The 18637-nt window shown below is 42.9% G+C and carries 12 protein-coding genes; 3 read left to right on the top strand and 9 right to left on the bottom strand.

Annotated features, from left to right (window positions below):
- Window positions 1–5 precede the first annotated feature (5 nt).
- The 3 genes from BCU84_RS07480 (at window position 6) to BCU84_RS07470 (ending at window position 4470) form a co-directional block, all read left to right on the top strand.
- The gene (locus BCU84_RS07480; RefSeq protein WP_102527460.1) at window positions 6–2573 is read left to right on the top strand and encodes an Ig-like domain-containing protein; all 2568 of its coding nucleotides are present in this window, start codon (window positions 6–8) and stop codon (window positions 2571–2573) included.
- Window positions 2574–2820: 247 nt separating this feature from the next.
- Window positions 2821–3717, top strand: a complete 897-nt coding sequence (locus BCU84_RS07475; protein WP_102527459.1) for a LysR family transcriptional regulator — start codon at window positions 2821–2823, stop codon at window positions 3715–3717.
- A 252-nt stretch (window positions 3718–3969) separates the two neighbouring features.
- Window positions 3970–4470: a hypothetical protein gene (locus BCU84_RS07470; protein WP_102527458.1), complete on the top strand. Its 501-nt coding sequence runs from the start codon at window positions 3970–3972 to the stop codon at window positions 4468–4470.
- A gap of 120 nt (window positions 4471–4590) precedes the next feature.
- Here BCU84_RS07470 and BCU84_RS07465 read toward each other — a convergent pair whose 3' ends face one another.
- The 9 genes from BCU84_RS07465 to BCU84_RS07425 all read right to left on the bottom strand — a co-directional run bounded on the left by BCU84_RS07465 (window position 4591) and on the right by BCU84_RS07425 (window position 18637).
- A complete protein-coding gene (locus tag BCU84_RS07465; protein WP_102527457.1) occupies window positions 4591–5730 on the bottom strand; it encodes an ABC transporter permease in 1140 nt (379 codons plus the stop codon).
- On the bottom strand, window positions 5727–6929 hold the full coding sequence (locus BCU84_RS07460; protein WP_102527456.1) for an ABC transporter permease: 1203 nt from the start codon (window positions 6927–6929) through the stop codon (window positions 5727–5729). The genes BCU84_RS07465 and BCU84_RS07460 overlap by 4 nt, the downstream gene beginning before the upstream one ends.
- A gap of 47 nt (window positions 6930–6976) precedes the next feature.
- Window positions 6977–7951 carry a biotin/lipoyl-binding protein gene (locus tag BCU84_RS07455; RefSeq protein ID WP_102527455.1) on the bottom strand — a complete coding sequence of 325 codons (975 nt, stop codon included), beginning with the start codon at window positions 7949–7951 and terminating at the stop codon, window positions 6977–6979.
- Window positions 7941–9386, bottom strand: coding sequence for a TolC family protein (locus BCU84_RS07450; RefSeq protein WP_241906383.1), 1446 nt, complete (start codon window positions 9384–9386; stop codon window positions 7941–7943). The genes BCU84_RS07455 and BCU84_RS07450 overlap by 11 nt, the downstream gene beginning before the upstream one ends.
- Before the next feature lie 136 nt (window positions 9387–9522).
- Window positions 9523–10971 (bottom strand): metalloprotease TldD, encoded by a 1449-nt coding sequence (tldD, locus tag BCU84_RS07445; RefSeq protein WP_102527453.1) that lies wholly within the window; start codon window positions 10969–10971, stop codon window positions 9523–9525.
- Between the two features lie 233 nt (window positions 10972–11204).
- On the bottom strand, window positions 11205–12038 hold the full coding sequence (locus tag BCU84_RS07440; RefSeq protein WP_102527452.1) for a carbon-nitrogen hydrolase family protein: 834 nt from the start codon (window positions 12036–12038) through the stop codon (window positions 11205–11207).
- On the bottom strand, window positions 11962–16452 hold the full coding sequence (locus BCU84_RS07435) for a YhdP family protein (protein ID WP_102527451.1): 4491 nt from the start codon (window positions 16450–16452) through the stop codon (window positions 11962–11964). Before BCU84_RS07435 ends, BCU84_RS07440 begins: the two co-directional genes overlap by 77 nt.
- Complete coding sequence (gene rng / locus BCU84_RS07430) at window positions 16452–17942, bottom strand: ribonuclease G (protein WP_102527450.1); 1491 nt, start codon at window positions 17940–17942, stop codon at window positions 16452–16454. The genes BCU84_RS07435 and rng overlap by 1 nt, the downstream gene beginning before the upstream one ends.
- 101 nt (window positions 17943–18043) lie before the next feature.
- Window positions 18044–18637, bottom strand: coding sequence for a Maf family protein (locus BCU84_RS07425; RefSeq protein WP_102527449.1), 594 nt, complete (start codon window positions 18635–18637; stop codon window positions 18044–18046).

Genomic DNA, 18637 nt, shown 5'->3' with positions numbered 1-18637 from the left:
TGCTGATGCTACTAAAAAAAATAATACATGCACTGCCTTTATCAATTGCTTCACTTGGATTACTCGGGTTACTTGCTGGCTGTAATGGCCCGTCTGATGACAACGACAATGGTGGGGGAGAAGATGGAAGCTATAGCATTAGTGTTAGCTACCAAACCGTTGTTAATGGACAATGTGATGCCGATACCGACTCACTGACATTTGATATCAACGAAAGCTTTTGTGCGGTAGCTCAGCTTAAACTGTCCAATAGCAACGTCAGTGGTGCCATTGTCAATTTCACCCCTGACTTTGGTGAAGCCAGTGCTGAGAGTAAGTTAACTGACAGTGATGGCCTCGCGAGTGTATTTATTAGCTCTACGAGCAATGCCGTTGGTGCGGGCACTTTGATGGTATCGTTCAATCCTGATGATGCCGATAGTGTCAGCGCAAGTAAAAATTATCAGTTTGAAGATACCAATACCGTGCCTACACCGGATACCATTTCGGTTACAGCGAGTATCACTCAAGCAGGTCAAACAGTCACCCGCTTTAAAATTGATCAAGCTGTACTGCTGACAGCCAGTGTAATGGATGGTGCTAACCAACCAATCGCAAATCAACTAGTTAGCTTCCAAGCAGGTAATGCAAGTTTATCACCTGATAGCGCACTCACTACAGCTGAAGGCATTGCGAGCATTAGTTATACCGCTTCAAGTAGTGAATTAGGCGCCTATACCTTAGTCACCAGCACTGATTTTAACGATGAAACTATATCTGGTACCAGTGCTTATGAAGTATTAGCGGGTGATGAAGTGATCCCTGATGGCACTTTAAAGTTTGGTTTTATTGATAACTCAGACCCTGACGCAGATGTGTTTATTGAAGGTAAATTAGGCTCAACCTTAACTGCCGATGCTGACGGTAATTTTATTATTGGTGCAGGTGCGAGTTTTGGGGTTTATGCTGATGTTATTGTCGAAGCAGCTGACGGGACATTCGAGCCATTACAGAGCCCAGTAAGCGTATCATTCACCTCTGATTGTGTAACCAATACTGATGCAGCTATCGACTCACCAGTGGTTACATCTACAGGTACAGCAAGCTCAACTTATCAAGACTTAAGTTGTAGCGGTAATAGCCTCCGAAGTGAGCAAATTGTTGCAACAGCGCTGATTGGCAGTGAATCCTTCAGTGCAACTTTTGATTTTTCATTAGAGCGTCAAACACTCGGCAGTCTTAGCTTTATTTCTGCAGATCCAACTCAAATCCGCATTAAAGGTGCTGGCGGGACTGGCTCTACCGAGACTTCATTAGTGACGTTTTTAATTAGTAGCGCTAATGGTCAACCTGCAGCTCAACAAGCAGTCGAATTCAGTTTAGATACTATTGTTGGCGGCTTAAGCTTCTCAAATGGCAATACCACTAGCCAAGCAACCAGTAATTCTGATGGTTTAGTCTCTGTAACGGTTCAATCGGGTACTATTCCGACGCCTGTGCGTGTTTTAGCATCAGCCACAGATACAGATTCAGGCGATACCATTACCACTCAGTCTGAACAACTCACTGTTAACACAGGTCTGCCTCAACAGCTTGGATTTAGTATCTCTCCTTCGTTATTTAACCCAGAAGCGGGCAACAACAATGGTGAAGAGGTCACAATGACCGTGTTTGCTTCTGACAGTTTCGGCAACCCAGCTCCTGACGACACCACAGTGAACTTTACTGCTGAAGGTGGACAAATACAGCCTTCTTGTTCAACAGTTAATGGTAGTTGCTCTGTCATATGGACATCAACTGACCCGCGCCCAACCGATCACCGTGTAACAGTATTAGCCTATGCGCTGGGTCATGAAACCTTCTTTGATACCAATGGTAATAACATTTTTGATGATGCTGATGGCGGCGTAATCACAGATGCTTGTTTAGATGGAGTAGGAAATGCCATTGCCTGTACAGGTAATGGTATGGACCGAGAAACTTACCATCAAGGTGGTTTCAGTGACTTAGGTGATGCCTTCAGAGATGATGATGAATCTGGGTTTCGCCGTGATGGTGAACCTTATTTCAATACTACAGGTGATACTTACAACGCCCATTGCGATGTCATTGACTGTGTGAACCCATTTAGTGGTGATGGCATGTTCAATGGCCCACAATGTGAAGGTAGTTTATGTGGCGAAGACCAAGCAAACAAAACTTACATTCGCGCCGCAACGGTATTAACCATGTCAGGCTCGGGCGCTACAATCATCACCACTGATGTTGATAGTAATCCGATCAGCGATTTAACTTTAGCACCAGAAGCCATGAGCACTATTTTTGTTGAATTATATGATAGTGCCAAGCAAGTCTTGCCAGCAGGAACGACACTAACCGTTACAGCAACCAATGGCGCAATCGACTTCAATGGTTATACCGTACCAAATAAAACCTGCTACAGCTTTACCGATGCAAGCCTTGAATGTAATGAAGTGGCGACTCGATTTACCTATACCGCATCTGATGAAGTTGGCCAAGACACGATAACCTTAACCACAACCACACCTGCGGGATTAAAAACTGAAGTATTTTTCAGTGTGACAGTTGAATAAGCTTATTCATAAAAGGCTAAGTTAGTCGTCAAGTCGTTCAAATTAAAAGCTGAAATATTGTACAAAAGCCTGCTCATGCGGGCTTTTTTATTGACTGAATTCAGCGCCCCACATGTGCACCAGAAAAGTGCAGACGCTCAATCATAAAGCGAATTACCATTCACTAACATACTAAACCATTGAATTTTATCGCTTCAGTATTGGCTTAGCATTTGCTTATATATTTTTTTAGTTAATTGAGAACACCATGTTACCTTTACATACCTCACTTCGAGGTTTGCGCTGTTTTTGTGTAGCCGCAGAGTGCCTAAGCTTTAAAGAAACTGCCCATCGACTTTTTCTCACCCCTTCAGCGGTGAGTCACCAAATCAAACAATTAGAAGAAAATTTACAACTTTCATTATTTAAGCGTCAAACTCGCTCAATAACCCTCACAGATGATGGCAGTCGTTTCTATCAACAAGTCGCGCCATTAATGGTGCAATTATCAGAAACAGTCAACCAATTCAATCAACAAAAAAGTATGCAAGAAGTAAGCATTTCGATGCCTGAATTTTTTGCCAGTGAGCTGTTTGTGCCACAACTCGTCGGTTGGTCAACAGAGTATCCACATATCAACTTAAAGCTAGAAACCGTAAAAACTCGCTCTGCACAAACCGCCCAAACAGATCTATCCATTGTGTTATCCGGCACTCGACATAACAGTGAACATTCATACCAACTCTTTCCACTTAACTATGTTCCTGCTTGTAACCCCATTTTATATGCCCACATTAAAGATAAGGGACTGGACGCTTTATCAGAAACACCATTAATCGTTCACCAAGCAAGACCCCACTCTTGGGAGCAATGGGCTGAAGCTGCTGGAATACATAACTTTAAAGCCAAACAAATAATCCAGTTAGACAGCATGTTCAGCGTTGCACGAGCCGCAGAACAAGGCTTAGGCATTGCCCTTATTCCCCTACCTATCAGTCAAAAGTGGTTTGATAATAAAAGCTTAGTTGCTTTATTTCCCCAAACACTCAACAGCCGTGATAACTATCACCTCATTCATCACGGCAACAGCCAGCCTAATGTAGACGTTCAACAGTTAATTGACTGGATTGTCGCGCGATTTAATTTTCAAAATAAGCCGCTATAGAACCCTAAGTCGTGTTGTTCATTTTTACTGCGTTATCGGCTTTTATGTAGCATGGCTATACCACAAAGCCTCAGCCTTATCTAAATGAACAACAACTCGCTGCAAAAACAACTTTGATAGTTCAATACGCCCTAAATATCGATAAGTGAAAAAAACTCACTTATCGATCCAATTATTCTCGTTTGTCAGCTATCACAGTTTTGCCTAAATTAGCGATGTAGCAACCGCTACTACCTATAAAGGAGTATTAAAATGAAACATTCTAAACTGACCTCAATGATCGCTGCTAGTCTATTAATTGCTTGTTCAGGAAGTGTTTTTGCTGCAGCAGTAGAAACCACAAGTTACAAAATGGTGTTAATTGAAAACATGCCAGGTGTGGACGCCATTCAAGCGGGTGATCTTGTTGAAGGCATCGCATTAACCAAATCAGCTAAACGCTCTGCAATCGATACTTATACACGTAACCTCAATTTATGCGTTGGTTACACTAAAATGTCTAAGTATGAAATTGCCGAAGAAGCCTGTACTGAAGCAGTAAAAATGGCTGTTAATGCAGACAAGCTACCATCGATGCAAATGCGCGCATACGCCTACAATAACCGTGGTGTGATGAAAGTATTAGCCAATGATAATACAGGTGCCTTAGAAGACTTTAAAAAGGCAGCTAAAGCCACTCATGAGCCAATCTACAAGCAAAACTTACTTCGCCTAGAAGCTGAACTTAACAACGCTGAAACGGGAACTTTATAATTTGGAAGACGATCAACAGCGACAGCAAAGCTTAATAAAGCTAATTAATAATACAGAGAAACCAATAGACATTGCGCTTAAGCCAATGTCTATTTTTTTATGGATTTGAAAGGATGTGCTCTACGCCAAATCACTCGGTAGTCTGCGCTTGACACCTATGTAAGCCAGCAATAAAAACAAAGCAAATAATACCCACATTTGCAGCCATTGCGGCAACACAGTCACCCAGTCCGCCCCCATTTGATTTAATTCTAACATTCCTAAAATGGCGGGTACTGCCGGGATAACTTGTGATAATTGCACTAACACATCTGGGATTAATGCTAATGGCCAAACAAAACCTGACACAAACAAGATTGGCATTGAAACTAACAGCAGCACTTGGGTCGGTAGCTCACGCTTAACAAACAAACTGCTTAAGGCGATACCACAAGCTGCAGTCGACAATAAAAATGGCAATATGAACAAACTGACTTGGGCTAATGTCGCCTGCACACTGACATCATACCAATAGAAACAATAGCCTAGATAAAAGCTTGAAAACAGCACATAGATAAGACTAAATACCGTTAATCGAGCACCAATTAAGGCTGAGGGGGAAACCTTATTCCAGTAGCCTTTTTTACGCCATTGCCCTGCCCCTAAAATCCCCGTACCGATCAATAAGGTTTGATGCAGAATAAGTAAAAATAACCCAGGCACTACATAGGGTGTGTAGCCTAAACTGGGATTAAATGCTGGAACACTATTAATATTGACTGAATTTAAGCTTTGCTGAGCTTGGATAGGGTTTTGGCCTCGAGCCAATAAACCCACCATTTGAATTTGCTTACCCGCATCCATGCCGGCGCTAATGAGACCTTCTGCAATAGCTGAGTAAATCAAAAAGTAGCTCGCATCACCGCCGTAACTTAAGGTGGCACCTTTACCGAGTAATAGGTTACGTCTGAAACCTTCAGGGATCACCAATAAACCATGAGCTTTAGATTCTGAAATCCATTGTTCTGCTTCATGAATACTGCCAAGTTGCGCCACAATGTTAATTTTAGGGCTTGCATCGGCATGCCTAAGTAATTGCCTGCTTAACGATGAATTGTCATGATCAACCACCACAACCATCTGCTCTGTTGGCACCTGATTTAGATAAGGTAAGGGATATAAAACAGAATAAAATAACACCCCACCAAACATGGTAACGACTATCGCTTTATCAGCTAATATAGCCTTAAACTCGGCAAGTAATAATTGTAGCCAACTCATAAGCTAGCCCCTTTATTATTACCTACAACAACTGATTCATCAGGTGACTGAATCTGGCTTTGTTGATTCGATAATTGCTTGCTACTGATCATTCGCTCAAGCGCCCAGGCCAGAACCAACACAATCAAAAAGTACCCATAGGATAAGAATTGCTGCAATACTTGCGGTGTCTGTGCCCCATAGCTAATCACGCTTATATGAGAATCAATATAGTGGCTAGAAGGCATAATCAACCGCCACCACTGAGCTAATTGTGGCATATCATTAACAGGGAACGTCACACCCATAAAGGCAAATGCTGGCGCAAACAGTGCAGTACAAAAGCTAACACTGCGGGCAGGCTCACGCATTAATAAGAACACCAAAATGACTAACGTCCAAAGCGCGAGAAGCATCATCACTAAAGCCATCACTAAAAGGCTTAAGGAGCCCGCAAAAGGTAGGTTCAGATAACCATATAACCATGCAAGAATGAAACAACCATGAAGCAGCATAATCGGCGTGTAGAAAAGGACCTTACAAACGACTTGTCGCCAGAAATCACTAGGCAATAAATAACTATCACCTTTGTTGATTAGCGTACTATTTAACGCATTTACAAACGTCATCATCGCAATCAGTTGTATTAGTGCAATCAACACCGGTGGCACTAAAAAGCCCACATAATTGTTGTTACGGTTAAATAACGCTGTTGTTTGACTGGTTACAGGGCTTAAGTTGACGGCCACAGAAGCTCGATTAACTCCGCTAAGGAGTTGATTCATGCCTGCAACTTCCATTAATCCAGCCCCTAGACTCATTTGAAGCTGGCTAGATAATAACTTACCCACCAATAAAAATTGGCTGTTATAACGAATATCAACGGTAGGACTACCACTGGTTAGCAGTGACTTTTTAAACTGATGAGGAAACAAAACCAGCGCATAAACTTCAGCTTGCTTCATTGCAGCTTCTCCATCCGCTAATTGCGCATAAGCAATAGGTTTAATAACCGAGTTGGCTGTTAAATTGCGAGTTAACATACGGGTTAATTGGCTATTGTCCTGATCGACCACAGCCACAGGAAGTTGCCTTGGCAAACCTGCACTAAACAGCCACCATAAACACAAAATACTGATAAGCGGAATGTAAGTCACCAAGGCAAGTTGCCAAGGCGAGTGCCATAAACGATTAAGTTCCTGTTTTAGTAAAGCCCGCATTTTTGCACCTTAACCTCTAACGACACCTTAATCTCTAACTAAAAATGCTAATCAACACTCAATAGCACTGACATACCGACTCTTAAATCAGCAATTGGACGATTCGGACGCAGTTCCACCTCAAAGGTGCGCATATCAAAATCGTGGCCACTTTCAGTGGAGCGCCAAGTGGCAAAACTGCCCATCACGCTAATATGTGAAATGGTAAATTCTTCTGTCACATTTAACGCAGGGATCGTTAATGCCACTGTTTGACCTTGCTTAAAATCAGCTAATTGGTCTTCACGCAGTTGCATTACCGCCCACGCATCAGAAATATCAATCAGGCTAACAACAGGAAAGCCGCTTGGTGCTAACTCACCCGCTTGCAATAACACTTCACTGACCTCAGCCACCTTAGGTGAGCGCATTTGGCTATCAGCTAAAATAGCACTGACTTCTTTAACAGCGCCCTCTGCCATACGTGCATTACCCGCAGCTGCAGCTTTCGTTTCAACTCGAGCACCTTCGTCGGCCATTTGATACATAGCTAATGCAGCTTGCTCAGTATATTGCGCCGCTTTCCATTGGGTGAATGCTTCATCTCGCTTTTGTCTGGCGACCACGCCCTCATCAAACAAGTTTTCCACTCTTTGATAGGTTGTGGCCATTAAGTCTGTTGCCGCTTTAGCTTTTAACCATTGCTCTTTAGATGCTGTGACTTGTTGCTGACGCGCGCCATTATCTGCTTCTTGTTGCATGGCTTTAGCAGCATCTCGTCCGCCCTCTGCTTGCATCAGTTTTGCATCTAACTCAGGGCTGTTAATCGCAAACAATAAATCCCCAACTGCCACTTTATCGCCACGTCGAACCATGACTTGCTCAACTCGTCCCGGCACCTTAGATGAAATGTTGTATTCTCGCGCTTCAATTTGCCCTTGTAATACCGTTTCTTTTGGCTCAAATGCTAGTTTTAGTCCGTAAGCTAATGTGCCTAGCAGAAAAATAATTGCGATAACGGCAATAACTCGATTAGCCCGCATGTTGCTGCTCCTGTAATTGGGTTCGACCAATGAACTCATCTAATTGGCCACTGATAGCCATTAATCTTGCATAAGCCTGTACATAACGATATTGCGCCCCTAATTGCTGAGTTTTCACCGCGCTGAGTTTAAGCTCTGCATCGACTCGATCAATTGAGGTGGATAGGCCTTGATTAAAGGCTAACTCTCGCAAACGCAGGTTTTCTGTTGCCAACGCCAAAGATGTATTTAACGCTTTCACTTCTTCATCGGCTTGTTGTAATTGGCGAAAACTTTGATCAACCAATAAGCTTAAATCCTGTTGTGTTTGGGCTTTTGTATACTTGGCTTGTAACAATGCGCTTTGTGCTGCTTCCACTTTGCCACTACGGCCATCACGACTAAACAGTGGTACATTGACGCCAACACCTACCATCCAGTCTGGTTCAATCTGTGAAAACAAGCTGTCATCTTCATACAAGGTATAGTTACCGTATAAAAACACAGTCGGGTGATAACGCCCCTTCTCTAACTGAATGAGGCCACTCGCTTGTGCTTCTTTGGCTTCAAGTAGTTTCAGCGCTGGATGTTGAGTTAACGTTAGCTGACTTAAACGCGGCAACGAAGGAGATTGAGGCAAACTGAACAATCCTGAAGTGGGATTAGCATCGGTGAGCTGCAGCATTCGCGATAATGCAATTTGCGCCATTTCATGTTGGCGTTTTGAGCTACCTAAATTTACTTTGGCATTTTCTAGTGCCACCTGAGCATTCAATCGCTCAACTTTGGCAATCTGACCTTCACGCTCTAGTTTTTGTGCATGAGATTCGTGTTCAGCAAGGGAATCAACTAATTGCTGATTGGTATTTACTAAAGTTTGCGTAACCGCTACGGCAAAATAGCGATCCACTAACTGAGTGAAAAGATCTCGCGTTGTTAATGAGTATTGATGCTTTTTCTCTTCGACATGGGCGGCATGAATACCTTGAGCAGCTGTAATTTTGCCACCGGTATAAATCGGCCACATCGCTTGTAAGCTAGCGCGAAAAATATCTTGTTCAGTAAACGGCGTGACGAACATTGAACCAGGGATCGCCGCTAATGCTTCACCTAATGCCGGTGGTAAACCCGAAGGATCAATCGCAGCTAGAGGGTTAAGATCACGTAAATCTAGTTCGATTGGCTTTTCTAAACGGGTATAACTACCTGCAAGATTCAGTGAAGGTAGATTCATATCTTCGCCAGCACGCTCTTCAGCTTCAGCACGACTGACTTCTTGAGATTGGGCTTTGAGTTGGTCGCTGACAGTTAATAATTGCTGCCACGCGCTATTGAAGGCAATAGGTTCTGCTACAACAGGATGGGAAAGCGCACATAACGCAAGCAATGACGGCAATGCAGTTCGTCTTTTACTTGAATCAAACATACTCGAACAGAAAACAGCTAAATGCCTCATTAACTTCACCCTTTAAGTAGAGCAATTACTCTATTGATGGAGAATTATAACTAGTTTTACTTTTCACTACTACAGCAATGCTTTACCTATGTCACATAAATAAAAAAGGTGTCATCTAGACACCTTAGCAATTTACTTAAGCTGTACCGCCTACGGTTAAGCTGTCTAGTTTTAAGGTTGGCTGACCGACCCCAACAGGAACACTTTGGCCATCTTTACCGCACACACCAACACCTTGATCAAGTGCTAAGTCATTACCCACCATCGAGATTTGACTCATTGCTTCTGGACCATTGCCAATTAAGGTCGCGCCTTTAATCGCGTCGGTCACTTCGCCGTTTTCAATTAAGTAGGCTTCAGAAGCTGAGAATACAAACTTACCAGAAGTGATATCAACTTGGCCGCCACCAAAGTTTGGTGCATAAATGCCTTTTTTAACAGATTTAATCATCTCTTCTGGCGTAGAATCGCCAGCTTCCATATAAGTATTGGTCATACGTGGCATAGGTAAATGAGCATAAGATTCACGACGACCATTGCCAGTTGTCGCTTCGCCCATCAAGCGCGCATTTAGCTTATCTTGCATGTAACCTTTCAAAATTCCATTCTCAATCAAAGTGGTTTTTTGTGTCGGCACACCTTCATCATCAATGCTAAGCGAACCACGGCGATCTGCAATGGTGCCATCATCAACCACTGTCACCAGTTCTGACGCCACTTTTTGACCCACTTTACCGCTAAAGGCACTGCTGCCCTTACGGTTAAAGTCACCTTCTAAACCATGACCTACCGCTTCATGCAATAATACACCTGGCCAGCCATTCCCTAATACAACCGGCATTTCGCCAGCTGGCGCATCAATGGCATTCACGTTCACTTGTGCTTGGCGCACTGCTTCACGTGCAAACTGAAAACAAACAGGTAATCCTGCGTCATCATTTACCATAAATACACTGTAATCATGACGACCACCGCCACCAGCACTGCCGCGTTCACGTTTGCCATTATCTTCTAAAATGACACTGCAATTAAAGCGCACTAACGGACGAATATCTGCAGCTAATGTGCCGTCACTCGCCGCCACTAAAATCTCTTCATGAACGCCAGATAAACTCACTACAACTTGAATAATGCGGCTATCAAGGCTGCGAATATAAGCATCGGTTTCTTTTAATAACTTAATCTTTGGTGCTTCTTCCATCGCAGCAATTGGGTCGTCGCTGTCATATAAACTATGAGTGGTATGACGCTTAAAGGCATGTACTTTATGCTCTTGACCCGCGAGTGCGATGCCTCTGGCAGCTTCTGCAGCAGACTGCAATGCAGCTGGGGTAATTTCATCGGCATAAGCAAAACCGGTCTTCTCACCCGTAATCGCCCTAACGCCCACACCGCGTTCAATATGAAAGCTGCCTTCTTTAATAATGCCATCTTCAAGGGCCCATGTTTCATGGCGGCTACCTTGAAAGTACAAGTCTGAAAAATCAATATTATGTTGGTGAATAATGTTTAGGTAATCCTGAAGACCATCTAACGTTAATCCATCTTGTAATAAACTTTGTTCTACTTGAGCTAGAAATGGCATTAATTCTCTCTTTAAGCCTAGCGGCTTCTAAAATGATGCTAATCAATCGCAATATCAGCTGCGATTCTCGATAATTTGTTGTTTCTTATTAAAGTAATTTATCATTACTTTGACGGCGCTGCTTTATATTCAAACGGTGCTTATTATTCAAATGGTGCTTATTATGCTTTTACTTCATACAAGCTCAGTAGTTATAAACCCAGTTAACATACTCATGGGATGAGTAATTACAACTAACTTATGAGCGATGGCACCTTAAAGCGGTTATGCTGCATCACTGGAATTTGCTGCCTGATTTTTTCAAGCGACTCCAGCGATACCTGATGCTGAACCCAGCCAAGGCCTGTTTTACGTTCGGCGAGTACTTCCCCCCACGGATCAACAATCATGCTTTGTCCCCAGGTTTCTCGGCTACCTTGATTATGCTGCCCCCATTGATCTGCTGCCAATAAAAAACATTGGCTTTCAATGGCTCTAGCCTTTACTAACGTTTGCCAATGCGCTTCACCCGTCACTTTAGTGAAAGCCGAAGGAAGTGCAATAAAATCAGCGCCAGCAAGCCGTAACGCGCGAAACAGCTCAGGAAAGCGAATATCATAACAAATGGCTAATCCGACATTGCCAAATGGTGTCTTTACCACCGTTATACGTTCACCAGGGCAAAACGTATCACTTTCTCTATAGGATTGGGTGTTATCAGCCACTTCAACATCGAACAAGTGCAACTTATCATAACTACCTAAGGTATCACCCGCATCATCAAATAGATAACTACGGCTAAAGACTCTGCCATCTCCCGCTAAAATCGGGATAGTACCTGCCACCATATAAACTTGATATTGCTTAGCCAAATCCGCTAGTGCGTTTTTAAGATGACTGGTCTCATCATCTCCTGCGACATCGAGTTGCTGTTTCTCGTGGCCGCCAAACAACAAACTGCACTCAGGTAACACGACTAATTGCGTTTCACCTTGATGGCGAGGAAGGCATTTAAGCTGCGAGTCTATATATGCCAGATTGGCTGTGACGTCTCGACTGCTTTGGCATTGTAATAAGCTGATTTGCATCTGAGCCTCTCTGGCTGATATTGAGCTTTCTGATACTATCTTGGTAACTTGCAAAAGAGATAACATTCGCGTCTTCAATCGTCGCATTAAACGTTAAATCAGAAGTTGATTCATCAAGCGTTGGCTTGGCGTCAGATACAGCTTCTGGTTCAGGCTCGAGTTCAGGTTTAACGCTTACTTCTGTAGTAGGAATTTCATCGCTACTCACACCATTGTTCAAACTTTTGATTGCATTATCGCTTTTACTAACGTTTATGCCGTCGTTTGAATCAAGCGGCGTTTCACCTACAGGGACGTCTTTTTTCGGCAAGATTGACTCAGGAATTTCAATTTCTTTACTTTTTCGTTCTAGCTCTTCCAGTTGTGGGTCATTCATCGTGCCGCCTAAACGGAAACGAATTTCTGAAATAACCTCAATCACAGGCTCCAACACTTTAGTTAAGGCAAACGCCCCCAAACCTAATGTCCATGCACTGGTACTCAGCAGTACCACTGTCGGCACACTGGATGCAAGCTGCGGAATAAAGCGAATATCATAATTCAAACTTTGACTGGTTAAGTCAGTATAGCCACGCACTTTCATGTTGCCTGCTATCGCGTCCATTTCTGTATCAGTAGTTTTAACCACGCCATTATCAATATTCAGTGAACCACCAAACGAATCAAAATAAAGCCCTTTACCGAATACATCAGAGAAATCTAACGATAGCTTTCTCACCAAGGAATCTAAACTAAACAAAGAGAAAATACGGGCGCCTTTATCACTGATTTCAGAAAGGTAACCCTTACCCATATCAAATCTTAATTTACCGTTCAACGTTTCTAAAGAAAATGCATAAGGTGCCCCTTGCCATGAAAACTCTCCAACCATATTCACAGGCGCATCTTTCAAACCTGGGTTGATACCCAGTGCATCAGATAGAGCATCAAATTTACTCGCTTCAACATTCACATCAAATGTAGTTAGGCTTTTACCGTCAGCAAATGTCCAATCCCCAGAAGCCTGCATACTGACTATGGGACGGGTTAAGGTTAAGGTTTGAAAACGATAACCATCTTCATAAGGGATACCTTGTAAAACGAGGTGCCCCAGTTGCGCTTGATATAACTTAAAGTCATCAACATCGACAGCCAAGGGAGGCAAGTTTTCCAACAAATTACCGGGGGTATATTCCGCTTCTTCTGCAGACTTAACCTTTGGAGATAAATGCAGCTTACTGGCGACAATTTTAAGTCCTTGTTCGCGCCAGCTTGGATAAAAATCAACATGACCATCAAGCTGTTCAGACTGAATATCAAAACGCCAAACATGTGTTAACGGCTTGGCTGAAAAACTCAATTGATTAAAATTCTGACTTAAGATATTTAATGAGCCTATTTTGGCATCGATTAAAATCAAAGGTGGAAAAAAGCTCGACTTCGGTGCTGCTGTGACTTCATTTAACTGAGCCTTAGAAGACTGTAGAGCTGGATTCGATGTGTCAGCAAGAGTCACCTGATTGGTATTCGCCAAAGCTGCAGTTGTTAACTCTGTTTTCAAGTCAGGCTCAACCTGTAAGTCAGTACCTTCAATTGCTTTATTAGCGGGGGCGTCAGCTGTTGCCATTAATACTTGCGTCGGAGTGATTGATTCTGTGTGAACGATCGTGTCAGCCGTAGCTGTTGCTAACGCATTCGCAGCAAGCGAGCTTTCAGGTAAGGCATCGATAGTTGAATTCGCTTTATCAGTAAACTTGCTGATGATAGGAAGCCACTGAGTCAACTCAGCTTCAGGCAAATCAATTTGAATATGGCCTTGGTCTTTAGCGAGTTTGTCACCTAATTTAAAGTGCCGCCCTAACAGTAAATCATAGTGAGCGAGAGCACCGCCATTACCTTCATTAAAGCCTCCCCAAAACTCAGCATCTTTACCCAGTTTTATCCCTAAAGACGATTGTTTATTATCACCGACTAGCTCTGCACGGAGGACTTTGGCTTGATCTGCATCCTTATAAAATGGCGCAGGAAGTGACAATGACGTACCAACGAGATCTGAATTGATTTGAACCTGAAGACGGTAACCCGTTGGATCAAATATCATCGTAACAGCACCATCCCAAGCCATATTGCCTGAGTAGTATTCGCTTAACGGGTTATCAATATAGCTCGGTAACGTATCAAGATCCCATTGCCCAGCCAAGTCTATAGTTAATGCCAGATCCCCAGTGTTGGTTGGCTCTGTGGCAAAATCAAATGTCAGCGGCTGCTCAAATAAATTGGCATTTATCGCTAAGCCATTCACTTCAGCATTATTGAATTCAACATTACCTGTGACTTTTTCAAGTTGTAGCCCTGGTGTCGTAACGTATACGCTATTGCCATTAAACTTAATGATGCCTTTATTATCAGCTTTTCCACCTTCGTAAAGCGGAATGGTTAAATTTAATTCACTGACAATATCACCCGATATTTGCACCACATTTAATGTAGGGCTAATTGAGGTTTTTAACGGTGAATTATCAATTACAGCTTTGGCTGCATCGGCATCAGCGCCAACGTTAGCTTCTACTCTCAATGTCGTTTCTTTACCCATGTGTGGGATATAGATATGGGCGCCATCAGCCGAGACATCGAGTAAGTTGCCTTTATTGACCACAAGATCCATCGCTGCATTTTCAAATAAAGCATATAAGCTCAAATCGTCGACAGCTGGCCAAGTCGGCTGAAACGAAAAAGCACCATCATTGAGATTAAAGCCCGCTTGAAAAATGCCCGAGTTATCTTGATAAGGAAATTGGTTCAGTTGACCATGCCACACAATTTTCGCATCAGGGATCTCCCCTTTTAATAAAGAGGCATTTAAGTAATCGACTAGATTGTCACTCATTGTGTGCAGCGGGAAATATAGACCTGCATTATCTACGTCAGCAATTGCCACATTAGCACTTAATGCCAAGTGCGCAGCATTATGCATATCTAATTGCATCGAGGCAGCAATGTCTATATCTGGGTTATGAAAATGCACATTAGGCAAGGTTAACCGAGAATTATTGACACTGTACTGAACTTGAAAGGCCTCGCCTGTTAACGCAAGTGGCGCTTCAAAACCATCTTGAAAGTCTAATCGATAATCTTGCTGAGGAAACTCAGCATTTAACAAACCATTGGCCCAAGACAGATTAAAGTCAATCGCGCTGCTTCCAGGGATATTATTTGAAGCTAGCCACTGTAGTTGTTTAACCTCTGTTTTTAATAACAGAGGTTTACCTGGCTCTTTTAATAGCTGCAAAGGCCCAATAAGCCCTTTAGGTGAGAGTGCGCGCCATTTTGCGACTCCTTTCTCGCCCATTTTAGGGATAAGAGGTAACAGCGGGGTTAATACTTCAGGCGCAATTTCGTTAATGCTAACAGAGAGGTCACTGTAATTCGTTTTTAGGGACAATTTAAGCTCTGGCCACGACTCACCATTAGTTGAAAAATCTAAGTCATGACTGCTCACTTGCCAGCCCGTTTCATTTGGCTGCCATTTTAACGCTCCACCATTAATGGCAAACCTTTGTTGCTCGCCAGCAGTATTCCACTGTAACCAGCTGGGTTCAAACATCAATAAACCTGTATTAATCGTTCGATATTCAATACCTAACCAAGCTTCAAGGTTCACTACCCCTTCAAATTCAATATTGTCCAGTTTAAGCAACGGCTCATGTTGCCTAGACGCCCACTCACCTAAATCTAACGATTCTGCTGATAAGTAAATCTGTCCAACCAGTTCATCAGGGTTATAACCATCACCATTTAAATCCACTCTTAATGCCAGTCGCTCACTTGCTGATGCTTCTGAGTCAAGGTGCATAAAGCCTTTACCTTGATGTAAGTCTGTTCCGTTATGCCAGATAAAATTGCTGATATAAATCGGTCTAAAATCATGGTTATGGCTTAATAGCTGAAGGGTGCCGTCGCTGATGGAGAAATACTCGAGCTGTTCTAGTAACAGTGCATATAACCAATCTATATTGGTATTGCTCACTGGCTTTTCGCTTTCTGTAGACAACTCATCAACATTAAGTGCCACATGTATGCCATCAAACTTTACGGTTTCAATTTTAGGTGACAAAGTCAGCAAGGTTTGCCAGAAATCGAGTTTAAAGTGGACTTTATTAGCGATGATCGTTACCGGCAAAGCTTGCTGGGGAGGAACAACTAAATTATTTACCGTTAATGCTGGCCCAAACGCTTGCCATTCAGCTGACAGTTTGCCGACTTGCACTTCCACTTGATATTGGTCGCGCAAATAATTGATCACTTCATAACGAGCTTCGGGTAGTTGGGGTAATAAACCACGGATGAGACTGACCGCTAGCGCAAATAGTACAAGTACTACGGCTACAATTTGGAACAAAAAACGACACACTGTTACGGTTTTACTTTTGGGCACTACACCATCACCACATCATACTTATTTTGAGTATATAAAGTTTCGTTTTGAAGGCGGATTTGCTTACCAATATAAACTTCTAGCTCAGCCAATAAGTGGCCTTCCTCATTACTTAAACTCTTGTAAACTGCAGGGGAGCAATATAATAAAAACTCATCAGCCGCATATGCTCGGTTTAAACGAATAATTTCTCTAAAAATCTCATATGAAACGGTTTCTACCGTTTTCATCGAACCCGTACCTTTACAAGCTGGGCACTCACCGCACACCACATGCTCAAGACTTTCACGTGTGCGCTTTCGGGTCATTTCAACTAAACCTAACCCAGAAAAACCACTCACACTGGTTTTAACTCTGTCCATTGCTAAGGCCGCTGTTAAGCTGTCCAATACGCGTTTCTTGTGTTCTTCATTCATCATATCGATAAAGTCGATAATGATTATACCGCCCAAATTACGCAATCTTAATTGTCTTGCTATTGCTTGGGTGGCTTCTAAATTAGTATTAAATATTGTTTCAGCTAGATTTCGATGACCGACAAATGCACCAGTATTAATATCAACTGTGGTCATGGCTTCTGTCTGATCAATAATTAAATAACCACCCGACTTAAGTTCAACTTTTCGCCCTAATGCACGTTGAATTTCATTCTCGACATCATAGAGTTCAAAAATCGGTGATGGCCCTGCATAGTGCTCAATTTTGGCCGCTATTTCTGGCATAAACTCTTGCGCAAAACCTTCAATTTCTGCGAAGGTTCGGCGTGAGTCCACTTGGATATTGTCCAGTTCAGTGCCAACAAAATCACGAATAATTCGCACTTGAAGCGCTAAATCTTGGTACAACAAGGTCGCACCTTTGCGCTTACGACGTTCACTGACCTTAGCCCAAACTCGGCGTAAAAAAGCGGCATCCTGTGCCAGTTCATCATCACCTACGCCTTCGGCAGCAGTTCTGATAATAAAACCGCCATCTTCATCGACATAAGGCTCAGTGATCTTCTTTAAACGACTGCGTTCTGACTCTTCTTCAATGCGTTGCGACACACCAACATGGCTTGAGCCGGGCATAAAGACTAAATAACGCGAAGGTAAGGTAATATCAGTTGTGAGGCGAGCACCTTTCGTTCCAAGCGGATCTTTAACCACTTGCACCATGATATCTTGACCTTGGCGAACCAATTCTGCGATATCACGAACAACAAAGTTGCCCTTTTCAACATCAGCCACACACTCGGTATGCGGCACAATGTCAGAGGCGTGTAAGAATGCGGCTTTTTCTAGGCCGATATCCACAAAGGCAGCTTGCATGCCAGGTAGCACACGACTGATTTTTCCTTTATAGATATTGCCCACAAGGCCACGTTTCATGCGGCGCTCGATATGCACTTCTTGTAACACGCCGTGCTCAACAAGTGCGACCCTTGCCTCAGTTGGCGTGACGTTAATCAGTAATTCAGAGCCTTTTTTACGCTGTGCTTTTGTTTGCATAAGCCACCTGTTTAACGCCCTGCTGCAAGGATGATGCATTACTCACGCATATATTTTTTGATAGTCAGCGCAGTAAAATTCACATGTTTGCGAACGAAAAGTTAAGTTAATTCAATTTGATTCATTTCATGTAGTAATTCGCGCGTCTCAACAAGAGGTAAACCGACTACCGCTGAATAACTACCCTTTATCGACTTTACAAAGCAACCACCTAAACCTTGGATACCGTAAGCTCCCGCTTTATCCATTGGCTCTTGTGTGTCGATATAGGCATTAATTGTATCTAGTGTCAGATGACAAAAAGTCACTTCCGTCTGGCACAGTCTAGTGAGTGTAGTCTTACCATTGGTCACCGCTACTGCCGTCATTACCTGATGTGTTTTCCCTGATAAATCAGAAAGTATGCGCTGCGCATCTTGCTTATCTACTGGTTTACCTAATATCTGCTCACCTAATACCACAATAGTATCTGAGCCAAGCACCTTATGGCTTTCGCCATTAGGACACAAAGCTAAGCCTGTTTGGGCTTTTTCTTTAGCTAATCTAACAACGAAGTCCGCAGCAGGTTCGCCTGAAATATGCGACTCATCAATATCTGGTGCAACTTGGTCAAATGAAAAATGCTTTTCAGTGATTCCAACTTGAGCAAATAGCTCTTTACGTCTTGGAGAAGTGGAAGCGAGCACCCAACCCAT

This window comes from Shewanella sp. 10N.286.51.B7 (assembly GCF_002873615.1).
Taxonomy (GTDB): Bacteria; Pseudomonadota; Gammaproteobacteria; order Enterobacterales; family Shewanellaceae; genus Shewanella; species Shewanella electrodiphila.
The sequence above is the reverse complement of the archived record's forward strand: the minus strand, read 5'-3'. Positions and strand labels throughout refer to the sequence as shown.